Here is a 16,069-nt window from a genome sequence, read left to right on the forward strand (position 1 = left end):
AAGAAAGATGAACCGGTCGCCTGGAGAGTGGGGTGCACATCCGGCGGAAGCTCTGAAAGGGGTGACGGATGCTGGATAGAGGGTCGAGCAGCCGTCCGACCCTCTATTCTGCCAGATTCGCCCGCCGTCCGCGAAACGACACCACACGATGCGCCCAACGTGTCATCCCCGCGTGTCAGACTGTGCGCGTGCCGATCGAATTCGCCCCCTCCGCTCGTTCGACAGTGGGGCTGGAGTGGGAGGTCATGCTGGCCGACCCGGCCACGGGAGATCTCGTCGGCCGCGCGCCCGAGCTGCTGACTCGCCTCGAGCAGCAGAGCGCCCCCGAGCGCCACACCGTCACCGGCGAGCTGCTCACGAACACCATCGAGGTGACCAGTGGAGTGGGCAGCACGGTCGCCGATGCGGTCGACGATGTCGCCGCCGCGATCGCCGCGGTGCGCCGCTCGACCGACCCCGCTGGCATCGAGCTGCTGTCCGCCGGCAGCCATCCGTTCGCCCAGTGGTTCGATCAGCGGGTGACCGACAAGAACCGCTACCACAAGCTCATCGAGCGCACCCAGTGGTGGGGCCGCAACATGATGATCTGGGGCATCCACGTGCACGTCGGCGTCGACGACAGGGCGAAGGTCGTGCCGATCATGGGAGCGCTGGCCGGCTTCCTCCCTCACCTCCAGGCGCTGTCGGCCTCGAGCCCCTACTGGGCCGGCGAGCGGACGGGGTATGCCTCGAACCGGGCGCTGGTCTTCCAGCAGCTGCCGACCGCTGGTCTGCCCTGGTCGATATCGAACTGGCTGGAGTTCGAGACCTTCGTCGACGACATGACCCGCACCGGGGTGATGGCCGACCCGTCCGAGATCCGGTGGGACATCCGCCCGGCGCCGAAGTGGGGCACCATCGAGGTGCGCGCATGCGACGGCATGTCGACGCTGAGCGAACTGGCATCCGTCGCCGCACTGACACAGTCACTCGTGGAGTTCTTCTCGCGTGAGCTGGACGAGGGCAGGGAGCTTCCGACGCTGCAGCCCTGGTTCCATCGTGAGAACAAGTGGCGGGCCGCTCGATACGGCCTCGACGCGAGGGTCATCGTCGACCGTGCGGGCTCGCAGGTGCCGGTGCGCGAGCACATCACGGCTGTCGTCGAGGATCTCATGCCGATCGCCGCCGATCTGCGATGCACCCACGAGCTGCAGGGAGTGCACACGATCGTCGAGCAGGGGGCGAGCTATTCCCGCCAGCTCGCGGCGGCCGACGCGGCGAACGGCGACCTCCGTCAGGTGGTCCAGCATCTGATCCGTGAGTTCCGCGCCGGTCCCGAGCGCTCGGTCGGCAGCTGAGCCGCGACTCGGCTCGTCCGGCCGCAACCGTCCGCCCGCCGCGAGTCCGGCTCAGTCGCTGTCGAGCAGACGGCGAGCCAGCGCGTCGTCGAGCACGACGTCGGTGATGAGCCCTGCGCCGATGGCCGCTCTCAGCGAGCCGAGCTTCGCCGCGCCCGATACGACGCACACCCTGCGCGGCACCCGCCGGAGCCGATCGAGGCCAGGGCCGGTCGAACGTGCGTTCAAGCGCACGTCACGCCAGCTGCCATCGGCCCGGAAGAACACCGTCGCGACATCGCCGATGACCGCGTCCTCCTTCAGGCTGCCGTAGTCGTCGCGGCCGAGATAGCCGCCGACGTAGACCCGACTGGGCACATCGGCCTCGGGCGAGCCCAGACCGAACACGGCGATGTCCATCTTCGCCTGGAAGGCCAGCACCCGCCGCGTGCTGCGTTCGCGCCACATAGCCTCTCGCGTGGCGGGGCTGTCGAAGAAGGCGGGGACCGGGAACTGCTCGACCTGGGCGCCGAAGGCGTATCCGAAGCGCTGCAGGATGTCGCTGGAGTACTCCAGTCCGCTCGTCTGCGTGTTGCCCGCGCCGTTGAGCTGCACGAAGGTCGTGCCGTGGGTCTCCTTCGGCAGCAGTGAGCGGCTGACCGCGCTGATGGTCGAGCCCCAGGCGACGCCGACGACCATGTTCGACTCGACGAACTGCGTCAGCAGGCGGCCAGCCGTCAGCGCGACGCGTTCGAGTCGCTCCACCTCGCTGACGCGCTCCGGGATCGGAGCGATGTGCGCGGTGATCCCGTGCCGCTCGTTGAGTCGCTGCTCGAGCATCCCCAGTCGCTCCAGCGGCGAATGGATCCGGATGTCGACCAGGCCCACCTCCCGGGCGAAGCTGAGCAGACGGGACACCGATGATCGGGAGGTGCCGAGCTCGCGAGCGATGACCTCCATCGTCTGGTCCTGCATGTAATACAGCTGAGCCGCGGTCAGCGCCGCGATCAGCTTCCGGTCGCGTGCGGCGTCCGTCGTCATGTCGTCCTCCGCGCCGATTCTTGCACATATGTGCATCCGGGTTGCACGTGGCGCCCTTCGGGTCGATGCTGAGAACATCCAGAGAAGAGGGAGGTCGAAGATGATCGAGTCGACGCACTCATCACGTGAACGCCAGCAGGTCGAAGCAGTCCGCGAGTCGGGACGCACCACGGTTCTCATCATCGGTGCGGGGATCAACGGCATCTCCACGTTCCGCGATCTCGCCCTCCAGGGCGTCGACGTGCTGCTCGTCGAACGCGGCGACTTCGCGTCCGGGGCCTCGGCAGCTTCGAGCCACATGATCCACGGCGGCATCCGCTATCTGGAGAACGGCGAGTTCCGCCTCGTGCGGGAATCCGTCCAGGAGCGCAACGGCCTGCTCAAGATCGCGCCGCACTACGTCAAGCCCCTGCAGACGACCATCCCGATCTACTCGACATTCTCTGGCATCCTCTCCGCACCGCTGCGCTTCCTCACGCACCGCAGCGGAAAGCCGCAGGAGCGCGGCGCCTTCCTGATCAAGGTCGGGCTCACCATCTACGACACGTTCTCTCGCGATGGCGGGGTCGTCCCCCGCCACCGTTTCCTCGGACGCAAGCGCTCGTTGTCGGAGCTGCCCGCGCTCGACCCGAAGATCAAGTACACCGCCACTTACTACGACGCTTCGATGCACGACCCGGAGCGTCTCGCGCTGGATGTGCTGCAGGACGGGCGGGCCGCTCACCAGGGCGCCGTGGCGCTCAACTACGTCGAGGCCGTCGGCCGCACCGCAGAGGGCGTGCTGCTGCGCGACCTCGAGACCGGCACCGAGTTCACGGTGTCCGCCGACGTGGTCGTCAACGCCTCGGGTCCGTGGACCGACCTCACCAACGACGCCCTCGGCGAGGAGACCCGCTTCATGGGCGGCACCAAGGGGTCGCACATCGTGCTGGATCACCCGGAGCTGCTCGACGCGACCGGCGGGCGGGAGATCTTCTTCGAGCACTCCGACGGACGCATCGTGCTCATCTACCCGCTCAAGGGCCGCGTGCTCGTCGGCACGACCGACATCGACGCCGACCCTCGGGAGGTGCCGGTGTGCACGGAGGAGGAGATCGACTACTTCTTCGACCTCATCCATCACGTGTTCCCGTCCATCCCGGTATCGCGCGATCAGATCGTCTTCACGTTCTCGGGCATCCGTCCGCTCCCCCGCCACGAGGACACTGCGCCCGGCTTCGTCTCGCGCGACTACCGGGTCGAGGTCGACCGCGACGGAGACATCCCCCTGGTCAGCCTCGTCGGCGGCAAGTGGACCACGTTCCGCGCCCTCGGCGAGTCGCTCTCCGACGTCGTGCTCGGACTGATCGGTCGCGGCCGCCGAGTGTCGACCGTCGGCCGCGCGATCGGCGGCGGACAGGGCTTCCCGCGCACCGCGCGCGCCCGGCACAGCTGGATCGAGCAGAACCTTCCCGGCGCAGGCGACCGCGCCGAGCGCCTGCTCACCCGATACGGCACCCGCGCGGCTGACGTCTGGCAGTTCGTCCGCGGAGGCGACGACGCGCCGCTCGCCGGCGGTGATCTGTCGACGCGAGAGCTGATGTGGATGGTCGAGCGCGAACACGCCGTCCGCCTTCAGGATGTCATCCTGCGTCGCACCAGTCTGGCGTTCACCGGCGATGTCACCGACGAGGTGCTCGTCGAGCTCGCCGATGCGATGGCTCCTCTCCTCGACTGGGACGCCGAGCGACGCGTGGCCGAACTCGAGGAGACGCGCTCTCTGCTCAACGACCGACACGGCCTCGACCTTCCCGCACTTCCGTCGCATCAGAACGGCTGAAGCACCGACCGTCGCCTCCCCGCGACATGAATTCACCCATTGCCCGCGCCGGGGAGAGCGCGGGCAGCACGAAAGGTCAATGAAGACATGACTGATGTCAATCTCGGTTTGTACTTCCTCTCCGAGTTCGTCGGAACAGCGATGCTGCTCCTGCTCGGCTGCGGCGTCGTCGCCAACGTCGCCCTTGCCAAGACCAAGGGCTTCGCGGGCGGTTTCCTCATGGTCAACTGGGGCTGGGGTCTCGCCGTGTTCGCCGGTGTGCTGGCATCGGCGTACTCCGGCGCGATCATCAACCCCGCCGTCGGGCTCGGGCTGCTGATCGCCGGCAAGATCACCTTCGTCGCCTTCCTGGTCGCGACCGCTGCCGAGCTGCTCGGCGCCATCGTCGGCGCCGTTCTCGTATGGCTCGCCTACAAGCAGCACTTCGACGACGAGCCCGAGGCCGCGAACAAGCTCGGCGTGTTCTCGACCGGTCCGGCGATCCGCTCCTACGGCTGGAACCTCGTCACCGAGATCATCGGCACCTTCGTGCTGATGTTCGTCATCTTCGCGTTCGCGGACTACGGTGACATCGAGATCGGCACCCCCGGCGGCCTCGGCCCGCTCACGGCGCTGCCCGTCGCCCTGCTCGTGGTCGGCATCGGCGCCTCCCTCGGTGGTCCGACCGGCTACGCCATCAACCCGGCCCGTGACCTCGGACCCCGCATCGCCCACGCGATCCTGCCGATCAAGGGCAAGGGCTCGAGCGACTGGTCGTACTCGTGGGTGCCCGTCGTCGGCCCGTTCATCGGCGCCGCGATCGCTGCGCTCGCCGCACCGGCTCTGCTGAGCCTGGCCTGACCCGATTCGATTTCAAAGGAGAAACAACATGGCTGAGTACATCATCGCGATCGATCAGGGCACCACGTCGAGCCGTGCCATCATCTTCGACCGGAAGGGCAGTATCGTCGCCACCGGCCAGAAGGAGCACGAGCAGATCCTCCCGAAGGCGGGCTGGGTCGAGCACGACGCACTGGAGATCTGGCGCAACGTGCAGGAGGTGATCGGCCTGGCGCTGAGCCGCGCCGACCTCACCCGCCACGACATCGCCGCGGTCGGCATCACCAATCAGCGCGAGACCGCCGTCGTGTGGGACCGCAACACCGGCAAGCCGGTCTACAACGCGATCGTCTGGCAGGACACCCGCACGCAGGAGATCGTCGACCGTCTCGCCGCTGACGGAGGGGTCGAGCGGTTCAAGCCGGTCGTGGGCCTGCCGCTGGCGACCTACTTCTCCGGCACCAAGATCACCTGGATCCTCGAGAACGTCGAGGGTGCGCGCGAGAAGGCGGATGCCGGCGACCTGATGTTCGGCACCACCGACTGCTGGGTTCTCTGGAACCTCACCGGCGGCGTCGACGGCGGCGTGCACGCGACGGATGTGACCAACGCGTCGCGCACGATGTTCATGGACCTCGAGACGCTCGAGTGGCGCGACGACATCCTCGAGGCGTTCGGCGTGCCGCGCTCGATGATGCCGGAGATCCGCTCCTCGTCGGAGGTGTACGGCGCGGCAGAGAGCTCGTCGCTGCTGCGCGAGACGCCGATCGCAGGCATCCTCGGCGACCAGCAGGCCGCGACGTTCGGTCAGGCCGCGTTCGACAAGGGTGAGAGCAAGAACACCTACGGCACCGGCTGCTTCCTGATCTTCAACACCGGCGAGGAGGTCGTGCACTCCAAGAACGGCCTGCTCACCACGGTCGGGTACAAGCTCGGCGACGGCCCGACCCACTACGCCCTGGAGGGATCGATCGCGGTCACCGGATCGCTCATCCAGTGGCTGCGTGATCAGCTGGGCATCATCGGCTCGGCGCCCGAGGTCGAGGACCTCGCTCGTCAGGTTGACGACAACGGAGGCGTGTACATCGTGCCCGCCTTCTCGGGTCTGTTCGCGCCGTACTGGCGTCCGGACGCCCGCGGCGCGATCGTGGGCCTGACCCGGTACTCGAACCGGAACCACATCGCTCGTGCCGCGCTCGAGGCCGTGGCCTTCCAGACCCGCGACGTGCTGGACGCCGTCAACGCGGATGCGGGTGTGGATCTCACCGAGCTGAAGGTCGACGGCGGCATGGTCGCGAACGACGCGCTCATGCAGTTCCAGGCTGACGTTCTGGGCGTGCCGGTCGTGCGGCCGGTCGTCGCCGAGACCACCGCACTCGGCGCCGCCTATGCGGCCGGTCTGGCGGTGGGATTCTGGAACGGCCTGGACGATCTGTCTGCCAACTGGCAGGAGGACAAGCGCTGGGAGCCGAGCATGGATGCCGAGGAGCGCGACCGCCAGCTGCGCCTGTGGCGCAAGGCCGTCTCGAAGTCGATGGACTGGGTCGACGCCGACGTGCGCTGATCGCAGACTGACGAAGCGGGCCCGGGGATTCCTCCCCGGGCCCGCTTTCTCGTCTGGGCGCTGTCAGCTCTTGCCGAACAGCTTCTGGATCTCCGCGAGATCGGCCTCGCTGGGCGCCTTCTGCCCGCCGAGCCCGAAGCCGGTGCCCGTCGGCGTGGTGTTCGAGGTCGCGAGGCCCGCGTTCTCTGCGGCGCGCTTGGCCGGGTTGCCCGAGCGGGAGCCACCGCCCTTGCCCTTGGCGCCCTTCTTGCCGCGCTTGCTCGAAGCGCCGGGCTTGCCCATGGGCCCCATGCCGGGGATGTTCGGCGTGCCGCCGCGGGCGACGGTCTTCATCATCTTCGCGGCCTGCTCGAACCGCTGCACCAGCTGGTTTACGTCGGTGACCGTCATGCCCGAGCCCTTGGCGATGCGCATGCGGCGCGAGCCGTTGAGGATCTTGGGGTTGCGACGCTCGCCCGGGGTCATCGAGCGGATGATCGCCTCGGTGCGGTCGATCTCGCGCTCGTCGAAGTCCTCGAGCTGCTGCTTCATCTGGCCCATGCCCGGCAGCATGCCGAGCATCTTCTTCATCGAGCCCATCTTCTTCATCTGCTGAAGCTGCTCGAGGAAGTCCTCGAGGGTGAAGGCCTCGTTGGCGAGCTTCTCGGCCATCTTCATGGCCTCTTCCTCGTCGAAGGCCTGCTGGGCCTGCTCGATGAGGGTCAGGATGTCACCGAGGTCGAGGATGCGGCTCGCCATGCGGTCGGGGTGGAACGGCTCGAGATCCTCGAGGTTCTCGCCGGTGGAGGCGAAGATGATCGGACGCCCGGTGACCGACGCCACCGAGAGCGCGGCGCCACCGCGCGCGTCGCCGTCGAGCTTCGACAGCACGACACCGGTGAAGTCGACGCCCTCCTGGAACGCCTTGGCCGTGTTCACCGCATCCTGACCGATCATCGCGTCGATGACGAACAGCACCTCGTCGGGACTGGTCGCCTTGCGGATGTCGGATGCCTGCTTCATCAGCTCGGCGTCGACGCCGAGGCGTCCCGCGGTGTCGATGATGACGACGTCGTGCTGGTGGCGGCGCGCGTAGTCGACGCCATCCTTCGAGACGCGGATCGGGTCGCCGACGCCGTTGCCGGGTTCGGGGGCGAAGACCGTGGCACCCGCGCGCTCGGCGACGACCTGCAGCTGGTTGACGGCGTTCGGACGCTGCAGGTCGGCGGCGACGAGCAGCGGCGTGTGCCCCTCACCCTCGAGCTGCTTGGCCAGCTTTCCGGCGAAGGTGGTCTTTCCCGATCCCTGCAGCCCCGCGAGCATGATGACCGTCGGCGGGTTCTTGGCGAACTCGAGACGACGCTGCTCGCCGCCGAGGATCGCGATGAGCTCCTCGTTGACGATCTGCACGACCTGCTGCGCCGGGTTCAGCGCCTTGTTGACCTCGTCGCCGAGGGCGCGCTCGCGCACCTTCGCCGTGAAGTCCTTGACCACCGCGAGCGCGACGTCCGCGTCGAGCAGAGCGCGACGGATCTCGCGGACGGTGCCGTCGACATCGGCGGGAGTCAGCTTTCCCTTCGTGCGCAGATTGCGGAAGGTCTCGGTGAGCCGATCGGAGAGCGTGCCAAAGGTAGCCATGGTGCCTCTGATTCTACGCGAGCGGCGAGCGGCGTCCGCTCAGTGCCAGGGAAGATCGTGCACGCTGCGCATCGCGTCCTCGAACTGCGCCTCGAGCGACGCCTGCCCGGCGCCCCGCTCGGCCCACACCCGCACGGATGACAGCACTGCCGTCGCGAACGCGGAACCCAGGATGTCGGCGCGGATCACCTCGATGCCGGCGCTGCGTGCTGCCGCGGCGATCGCCGATGCCAGCCGCGCGTGCCGCAGCCCCGTGTCCCGCATCAGCTCCGCTTCCACGCCCATCGCGCTCGCATGACGCAGCGCGAGCGCCAGCGGATCGGGTGCCAGATCGTGGAGCATGGGTCGCAGCGCGTCTCGTACCGCTGCGCCGTCGGCATCCGTCCCCAGGCGCGCCAGCGCCACCAGGGCCGCATCGACTCTGGCGTCGAATCCCGACCAGAGCACGTCGCTCTTGGACGAGAAGTAGTTGAAGAAGCTCGACCGGCTCACTCCGGCGCGACGGGTGATGTCGACGATCGACGTCGCCTCATACCCCTGCTCGAGGAACAGTTCGCAGGCGGCCTCCGCGAGAGTCTCGCGAGACGACGCCCGGGGACGCCCTGCTCGCGAAGCCGTGGTCATAGCGATCAGCGTAGCCGCGAGTCGCGCCCGACGGTCGCCTGAACGGCGTATTGTGAATGTCACCACTTCTTGGACACCATCCAACAATGAGGAATCTCCGATGCTCGACATCCAGACCCCCAGCCTCGCACCCGACTTCGTGCCCTACCTCGACGGGTGGGAGCTGCAGCGCAGCATCCACCACGACGTGGTCGCGGGCACCAGGCCCGACACACTGCTGCTGCTCGAGCACGAGGCCGTCTATACCGCAGGCAAGCGCACCGAGGCGCACGAGCGACCGCACGACGGCACGCCCGTCGTCGATGTCGACCGCGGCGGGAAGATCACCTGGCACGGCCCGGGTCAGCTCGTCGGCTACCCCATCGTCCGTCTTCGCGAGCCGATCGACGTGGTCGAGCATGTGCGTCGACTCGAGCGGCTGCTGATCGGCATCCTCCGCCCGCTCGGCGTGGACGGCTATCAGGTCGACGGCCGCAGCGGCGTATGGGTGCGCCGTCCGCTGGGCGAGGACAAGGTCGCGGCGATCGGGGTGAGGGTGCAGCAGGGGGTGACCATGCACGGGTTCGCGATCAACTGCGACAACACGCTGGCAGGTTTCCGCGGGATCATCCCGTGCGGCATCACCGACGCCGGCGTGACGACCGTGAGCGAGGTCACCGGTCGGCACGTCACCCCGGCTGACATCGTGCAGTCCCTCGCCGACGTCTTCGCTGCCGACTACGCGACCGAGGACGAAGGGATCGCCGCATGAGCGCCGCACGCCCCGAGGGCCGGAAGCTCCTGCGCCTGGAGGTCCGCAATGCCGAGACGCCGATCGAGCGCAAGCCCGAATGGATCAGGACCAAGGCGAAGATGGGTCCGGAGTACACGGCCCTGCAGTCACTGGTGAAGACCGAGGATCTGCACACCGTCTGCCAGGAGGCCGGCTGTCCGAACATCTTCGAATGCTGGGAGGATCGCGAAGCGACCTTCCTCATCGGCGGTTCGCAGTGCACCCGGCGGTGCGACTTCTGTCAGATCGACACCGGCAAGCCGGACGCGTACGACACCGATGAACCGCGCCGGGTCGCCGAGAGCGTGCGGAGGATGGGCCTGCGCTACGCCACGGTCACGAGCGTCGCCCGCGACGATCTGCCCGACACCGGTGCGTGGCTCAATGCCGAGACGGTGCGGCAGATCCACGCGCTGAACCCGAACACCGGAGTCGAGCTGCTCGCGAACGAGCACAACGCCGACCCCGCCTTCCTCGGCCAGATCTTCGATGCCCGTCCCGAGGTCTTCGCCCACAACGTCGAGACCGTGCCGCGGATCTTCAAGCGCATCCGCCCTGCGTTCACCTACGAGCGCTCGCTGAGCGTGATCACCCAGGGCCACGAGGCGGGACTCATCACGAAGTCGAACCTCATCCTCGGGATGGGCGAGGAGCCCGAGGAGGTCGTGGAGGCGCTCAACGACCTTCATGGTGCCGGATGCGACATCATCACGATCACGCAGTACCTGCGGCCGACACCGCGTCACCTCCCGGTAGCGCGCTGGGTGAAGCCTGACGAGTTCGTCGAGTTCAAGGCCGAAGCCGAGCGCATCGGGTTCCTCGGCGTGCTCGGCGGCCCGCTGGTGCGCTCGTCGTACCGCGCCGGACGACTCTGGGCGCAGTCGATGATCTCGAAGGGGCGGAAGATCCCGCCGCATCTCGCGCACATCGCCGAGGGCGCCGACCTCGGATTCGCTCAGGCGGTGTAGACGGGCTCCGCTCGACGGGGTGCTGAGCGAGGCGGAGGGGCCCACGCGCCCCGAGGCTCCACGCAGCGCCCAGCGCTGTCTGGAGCGGGCGTGGGGATCAGTCGGCGCTCGTGACCGACTGCACCGAGCCGTCGGATGCCAGGTTGACCAGCAGCACCTCGTCGGTCTCGTCGGCGTCGAGCGCATACTCGAGCACGGCGAACGGCTCCGACCCGCCGTGTTCGTCGGCGAGGATCGTCATGCTCGACAGCCGCAGCGACCGGATGATGTCGACCGCGGCGTCGCCGCTGACGTCGACCAGCACGTCCTCGAGGTCGTCGCCGAACGCCTCCTGCTGCTGCAGGATGTACTCGGTCACCTCGCTGGTTCGATCGTCGACTTCGGTGAGCATCGCGCCGCGCACCGTGGCATCCAGCTCCTCGATCCCGGCGATCAGCGCAGCGGCGATGTCGAGCGCCGCCATCGAGACGTCGTCCTGATCGGGAGCCGTGAGATCGACGGTCACCGACTGATCACCGAAGTCCACTCGCTCGGTCCAGAAGATGGCGCCATCGGGCCCCGAGGACAGCACCCCGAAGTAGTCGTGTTCGATCGCCATATCGCTATGAAACCAGCCTCTCCGCCACGGCGGTAGCCCCAGGTCGTCTCACGCGCCGACCAGCGACGACACGAACACGTGCGGAGTGAAACCGGTGAGATCGTCGATGCCCTCGCCCTGGCCGAGCAGCTTGACCGGGATGCCCGTGCGCTCCTGCACGGCGAGCACGAAGCCGCCCTTGGCCGAGCCGTCGAGCTTGGTGATGACGAGCCCCGTGACGCCGGCGTGCTGCAGGAACGACTCCGCCTGCATGACCCCGTTCTGGCCGGTCGTCGCATCGAGCACGAGCAGAACCTCGCTGATCGGCGCCTGCTTCTCGATGACGCGGCGCACCTTCGACAGCTCGTCCATCAGGCCGCTCTTGGTGTGCAGGCGGCCGGCCGTGTCGATGATCGCGATCTCGATGCCCTGATTCTTGGCGTACTCGACCGTCTGGAAGGCGACGGATGCCGGGTCCTGCCCCTCCTGCTGCGGGCGGACGATGGCCGCTCCCCCGCGCTGCGCCCAGGTCGCGAGCTGCTCGACGGCCGCCGCGCGGAACGTGTCGGCGGCGCCCACCACGACGCTGCGCTCGAAGCCGCGCAGGAACTTCGTGAACTTTCCGATCGTCGTGGTCTTGCCGACGCCGTTGACGCCGACCACGAGCACGACGGCCGGTCGCTCGGTGAGCTTGAGCGTGGTGTCGAACTTGGCGAAGCGCTCTTCGAGGGTCTCACGCAGCATGCGCTGCAGGTCGCGCGGATCCGTGGTGCGGTACCGGTCGACCTTCGCGTGCAGCTCGTCGAGCAGCTGCTCGGTGATGTCCGGGCCGAAGTCGGCGGTGATCAGCGCCGTCTCGAGGTCTTCCCACGTCGTCTCATCGATCGTGGGCTTGACGAACATGCCGCGCAGCGCACGACCGAGGGACCAGGACTTCTCCGCCATGCCTCCAGCCTAGGTGTTCACGCTGGGTTGAGCCGGATCAGGCGGATGCCGCGGCGCGGTCGCCCACGCGCTGCCCGACGACCGCCGAGACGCCGTCCTGGCGCATGGACACGCCGTACAGGGCGTCGGCGATCTCCATCGTGCGCTTCTGGTGCGTGATCACGAGCAGCTGCGAGCTCTCGCGCAGCTGCTCGAACACGGTGAGCAGCCGACCGAGGTTCGCGTCGTCGAGCGCCGCCTCCACCTCATCGAGAATGTAGAACGGGCTGGGCCGGGCTTTGAAGATCGCGACCAGAAGCGCGACCGCCGCGAGCGACCGTTCGCCGCCCGAGAGCAGGGAGAGCCGCTCGATCTTCTTGCCGACCGGTCGCACGGCGACCTCGATCCCCGTGGTCAGCATGTCGTCCGGGTCGGTGAGCGAGATGCTGCCGGACCCGCCGGGGAACAGCAGCGGGAACACCTCGCCGAAGGCCTGCCTGGTGTCCTCGAACGCGGCGGCGAAGATCGTCTGCATGCGCTCGTCGAGCTCGGCGATGATCGTGAGCAGATCCTGGCGCGTCTTGGTCAGATCGGCGAGCTGCTCGGTGAGGAAGGCATGCCGCTGCTCGAGCGCCGCGAACTCCTCGAGGGCCAGGGGATTCACCCTGCCGAGCTGCGCGAGCTTCCGCTCGGCGTCCTTCAGTCGTCGCTCCTGTGCGCGCCGATCGAACGGGATGCCGGCGTCGTCGTCGCCGCCGTCGGCCTCAACACCGGGGTCCCGCGGAATCAGCTGATCCGGACCATATTCCGCTACGAGAATATCTTCATCGAGCGCGAGTTCCGATGCCACCCGGTCGAGGAGGCTGCCGAGGTGCAGCTTCTTCTCGTGGATCTGCAGCTCGAGGCCATGCACGCTCTCGGTGAGTCCGGCGAGTCGGTCACGCAGCGAGCTCTCCTGCTTGCGCAGGGCGACCAGCTCCTCGTTGTGCGCCGAACGCTCTGCCTCGGCGACCGCGAGAGCGACCCGCGCCTCGCTCACGGATCGATCGATCGAGTCCAGCACACGGGGCAGCTCCTCCGCGACCCCCGACGCCGCCGCCCGCTGCGCGCGGCGGATCACGGCGCGTCTGGCCGCTTCGGCCGCGGCATCCCTCTCCTGCTCCCGCTGACGCTCGAGAGCGACGACGCGCGCCTGGGCCGCACGCACCCGTTCGCGGAGGGTCTCGATCTCGAGGCGCGCCCGCACCTCGCCCTCGCGTGCCGTCTCCAGCGCGTCGAGCAGCCCGTCACGGGCGGAGGCGTCGAGAACGGGACGCGGCTCGGACTCGGCTGCCCGCAGGTCTTCCCTGGCAGCGAGTGCCTTCTGCTCGGCATCCGCCACGGCTGACTGCGCCTGCGCGAGGCTCGACTCGAGTCGGTCGCACTCGGCGACCGCCGCTTCGTGCTGCACGGTGACGCGGTTGACCTGCTCGGCGTGATTCGCCAGCGCGGCGTCGTGCTCCCGCAGTGCTCGCAGCGCATCCTTCGAGACGCGCCTCGCCTCATCGAGGCGGTCGGTGGCATCCACGCGCGCCTCGCGCATCGCGTCGACGATCGTGCGCACCTCTGCGAGGCGCTCCGCGGCGGCGTCCCGCTCTGCCGCGAGTTCGAGGCGCGACGTCTCCCCGGATCCGGCGCGGAGGGTGTGCGCCGTGACCACCTCCCCGGTTCTGGTGACGATCGTCATGCGATCATCGCCGAGCTCGTCGAGAACGCGGCGCACCCGCCTCGCCGCGTCGATGTCGTCGGCGATCAGCACCGCGGCGAGCAGAGACCTCACACCGTGCGGAGCGTCGACGACCTCGACCGCGGGAACGGCCCCGTCGACAGCTGGAGCGTCGATCGACGCTCGCACCGTGCCTTCGGCGACGACCAGATCGACCGTCGCGCGCGCGCCTTCCGACACGAGAGCGAACGCATCATCGACCGAGTCGACGAGCACGCCCTCGGCGAGCGGGCCGAGAACCGCGGCGATCGCGCCCTCGAACCCCGCACGCACCTGCACCGCGTCACCGACCAGGCCGCGCACCCCTGGGGCTCCGGATGCCACCATCTCCGCCGCTCCGCCCGAGAGCGACAGCGCGCTGGTCAGTGCGGCCGCCTTGGCCGTCAGCGCATCGGCTTCGCGTTCGGCCTCGTGCAGCCGCTCCCGCAGCGAGTCGCGCTCGGCCTCCGCGGCGGCGACGTCCTTCTGCGCCTGGTCGTACGCCGCGGCGTACTCTGCGGCGGAGCCGTCTGGTGCGTGCGCGTCGTCGATCGCCTCGAGCGCGTCGGCTGCCTCGCGGCGGCGCTGGTGAGCGGATTCCAGTGCCTGCTCCTGCCGCAGCACCGCCCCGCGGACGGCGGCGAGAGCGGAAGCCGCCGCGTCGGCGTTGCCGCGCAGGGTGTTCAGCCGCATGTCGTACTGCGACACCAGCGCGCTCTGCTCGGCGATGTCGACGTCGAGAGTGTCGAGCTCGGCCCGAGCGTTCACGACATCCCGACTCGCGGCCACCGCAGCGTCCTGCGCGTCGCCGAGGCCCTCCGAGATGCGGGTGATCTCGTCGGCCGCCTCGTCGATGGTCTCCTGCGTGACGGTGATCGCGGTGACCGCGTCGTCGTCTTCGCTGCCGAGCAGCGCGAGACGCTGATTCGCCAGCGTGTACAGGCTGCGCATCCGCTCCTGCGCCTGCTCGAGCGCGAATGCGACGCCGCGCGCTCGGTCGACAGCGGCGGAGTTCTGCTGCTGCTCCAGTCGCTGGATGCCCGCCCGGACGCCCTCGGCCTGCTCGGAGAGCACGAGTCGCTCGGTGTGCCGCTCGTGCTCGGTCCGGGCGTGGTCGGCGAGGGCGGTGCGCAGCGCGACCACATCGTCGGCGAACAGGCGGGCCTTGGCGTCTCGCACGACCGCCGCGATGGTCTGCGCCTCGCGGGCGATCTCGGCCTGCCGCCCCAGCGGCTTGAGCTGCCGACGGATCTCCCCGGCGAGATCGCTGAGCCGGGTGAAGTTCGTCTCCATCGCGTCGAGCTTGCGCACCGTCTTCTCCTTGCGGCGACGATGCTTGAGGATGCCCGCGGCCTCCTCGATGAAGCCGCGGCGGTCTTCGGGCGATGCCTGCAGCACGGTGTCGAGGCGCCCCTGGCCGACGATGACGTGCATCTCACGGCCGAGTCCCGAGTCGCTGAGCAGCTCTTGGACATCGAGCAGGCGGCAGCTCGAGCCGTTGATGGCGTACTCGCTGGAGCCGCTGCGGAAGAGCGTGCGGCTGATCGTCACCTCGGCGTAGTCGATGGGCAGCGCGCCGTCGCTGTTGTCGATGGTCAGCTGCACCTCGGCACGGCCGAGGGGACCACGGGTCGACGTGCCCGCGAAGATGACGTCCTCCATCTTGCCGCCGCGCAGCGTCTTGGCGCCCTGCTCCCCCATGACCCAGGCGAGGGCGTCGACGACGTTCGACTTGCCCGACCCGTTCGGGCCGACGATGCAGGTGACCCCGGGCTCGAACACGAAGGAGGTGGGCTGCGCGAACGATTTGAAGCCCTTCAGCGTCAGGCTCTTCAGATGCATGCCGGCGCCTTCGGGGTCAGGGGGTTCACGGGTCAGACGCTACCGGAATCACGCGGAACGACACGGATTCCGCGCCGTATTCCACGCGTTCAGCCCTGGGATGCGGTACCCGCGACACGCCGGGCCGAGAGAAAAAGCTTGACGCGAGCTGAGAGTCTTCACTAGCGTGGCGTCCGATCACAAGAGAGGAGGTCACCGATGATCACGAACGACAACGCCGCCTGGTTCTTCACCATGCCGCTTGCGAGCGCGCCACACGCCGCCGCGTCGGTGACCTTCGCCCGTTCTCAGGGCTAGAACCACCTCGCCTCTCCCGATCTCTCTGACGCCTCTGTGCGTCTGATCGATGATCGCCGTCGTCGCCTTCCCGGCAGCCGACGCCCGCCCGCATCGCGGGCCACGCCCCGTCAGCATCCTGACGTCTCGGTCGAACCGCGTGTCG

The 16,069-nt window shown here is 68.5% G+C and carries 12 protein-coding genes; 6 read left to right on the forward strand and 6 right to left on the reverse strand.

Annotation, left to right across the window (positions count from 1 at the left end):
* Nucleotides 1-188: 188 nt before the first annotated feature.
* The gene (locus PGB26_RS11450; RefSeq protein ID WP_271637740.1) at nt 189-1,337 is read left to right on the forward strand and encodes a glutamate--cysteine ligase; all 1,149 of its coding nucleotides are present in this window, start codon (nt 189-191) and stop codon (nt 1,335-1,337) included.
* A gap of 51 nt (nt 1,338-1,388) precedes the next feature.
* On the opposite strand, the gene PGB26_RS11455 is transcribed toward PGB26_RS11450, so the two are convergent.
* On the reverse strand, nt 1,389-2,357 hold the full coding sequence (locus PGB26_RS11455) for a sugar-binding transcriptional regulator (RefSeq protein WP_271637741.1): 969 nt from the start codon (nt 2,355-2,357) through the stop codon (nt 1,389-1,391).
* Between the two features lie 100 nt (nt 2,358-2,457).
* Here PGB26_RS11455 and PGB26_RS11460 point away from each other — a divergent pair, with 100 nt between their 5' ends.
* The 3 genes from PGB26_RS11460 (at nt 2,458) to glpK (ending at nt 6,559) form a co-directional block, all read left to right on the forward strand.
* Complete coding sequence (locus tag PGB26_RS11460; protein WP_271637742.1) at nt 2,458-4,176, forward strand: glycerol-3-phosphate dehydrogenase/oxidase; 1,719 nt, start codon at nt 2,458-2,460, stop codon at nt 4,174-4,176.
* A gap of 87 nt (nt 4,177-4,263) precedes the next feature.
* Entirely contained in the window at nt 4,264-5,016 is a 753-nt protein-coding gene (locus PGB26_RS11465) for an MIP/aquaporin family protein (protein ID WP_099194781.1), read from the forward strand.
* 28 nt (nt 5,017-5,044) lie between these two features.
* Nucleotides 5,045-6,559 (forward strand): glycerol kinase GlpK, encoded by a 1,515-nt coding sequence (gene glpK / locus PGB26_RS11470; protein WP_271637743.1) that lies wholly within the window; start codon nt 5,045-5,047, stop codon nt 6,557-6,559.
* A 63-nt stretch (nt 6,560-6,622) separates the two neighbouring features.
* Here the strand turns inward: glpK and ffh are convergent, their stop codons facing one another.
* On the reverse strand, nt 6,623-8,176 hold the full coding sequence (gene ffh / locus PGB26_RS11475) for a signal recognition particle protein (protein ID WP_271637745.1): 1,554 nt from the start codon (nt 8,174-8,176) through the stop codon (nt 6,623-6,625).
* Between the two features lie 39 nt (nt 8,177-8,215).
* A complete protein-coding gene (locus tag PGB26_RS11480; RefSeq protein ID WP_271637746.1) occupies nt 8,216-8,800 on the reverse strand; it encodes a TetR/AcrR family transcriptional regulator in 585 nt (194 codons plus the stop codon).
* A 100-nt stretch (nt 8,801-8,900) separates the two neighbouring features.
* Here PGB26_RS11480 and lipB point away from each other — a divergent pair, with 100 nt between their 5' ends.
* Both lipB and lipA read left to right on the forward strand, forming a co-directional pair.
* Nucleotides 8,901-9,551: a lipoyl(octanoyl) transferase LipB gene (gene lipB, locus PGB26_RS11485; protein WP_271637748.1), complete on the forward strand. Its 651-nt coding sequence runs from the start codon at nt 8,901-8,903 to the stop codon at nt 9,549-9,551.
* Nucleotides 9,548-10,540 (forward strand): lipoyl synthase, encoded by a 993-nt coding sequence (gene lipA, locus PGB26_RS11490; protein WP_271637749.1) that lies wholly within the window; start codon nt 9,548-9,550, stop codon nt 10,538-10,540. The genes lipB and lipA overlap by 4 nt, the downstream gene beginning before the upstream one ends.
* Before the next feature lie 97 nt (nt 10,541-10,637).
* On the opposite strand, the gene PGB26_RS11495 is transcribed toward lipA, so the two are convergent.
* From PGB26_RS11495 to smc, 3 genes are read right to left on the reverse strand one after another with little or no spacing between them, the layout of a single operon-like run.
* Nucleotides 10,638-11,138 carry a DUF2004 domain-containing protein gene (locus PGB26_RS11495; RefSeq protein ID WP_271637750.1) on the reverse strand — a complete coding sequence of 167 codons (501 nt, stop codon included), beginning with the start codon at nt 11,136-11,138 and terminating at the stop codon, nt 10,638-10,640.
* 48 nt (nt 11,139-11,186) lie between these two features.
* Complete coding sequence (ftsY, locus tag PGB26_RS11500) at nt 11,187-12,062, reverse strand: signal recognition particle-docking protein FtsY (protein WP_071644703.1); 876 nt, start codon at nt 12,060-12,062, stop codon at nt 11,187-11,189.
* 37 nt (nt 12,063-12,099) lie between these two features.
* A complete protein-coding gene (smc, locus tag PGB26_RS11505; protein WP_271637752.1) occupies nt 12,100-15,627 on the reverse strand; it encodes a chromosome segregation protein SMC in 3,528 nt (1,175 codons plus the stop codon).
* Nucleotides 15,628-16,069: the final 442 nt, after the last annotated feature.

It is taken from the genome of Microbacterium sp. nov. GSS16 (genome assembly GCF_028198145.1).
Classification (GTDB): Bacteria; Actinomycetota; Actinomycetes; order Actinomycetales; family Microbacteriaceae; genus Microbacterium.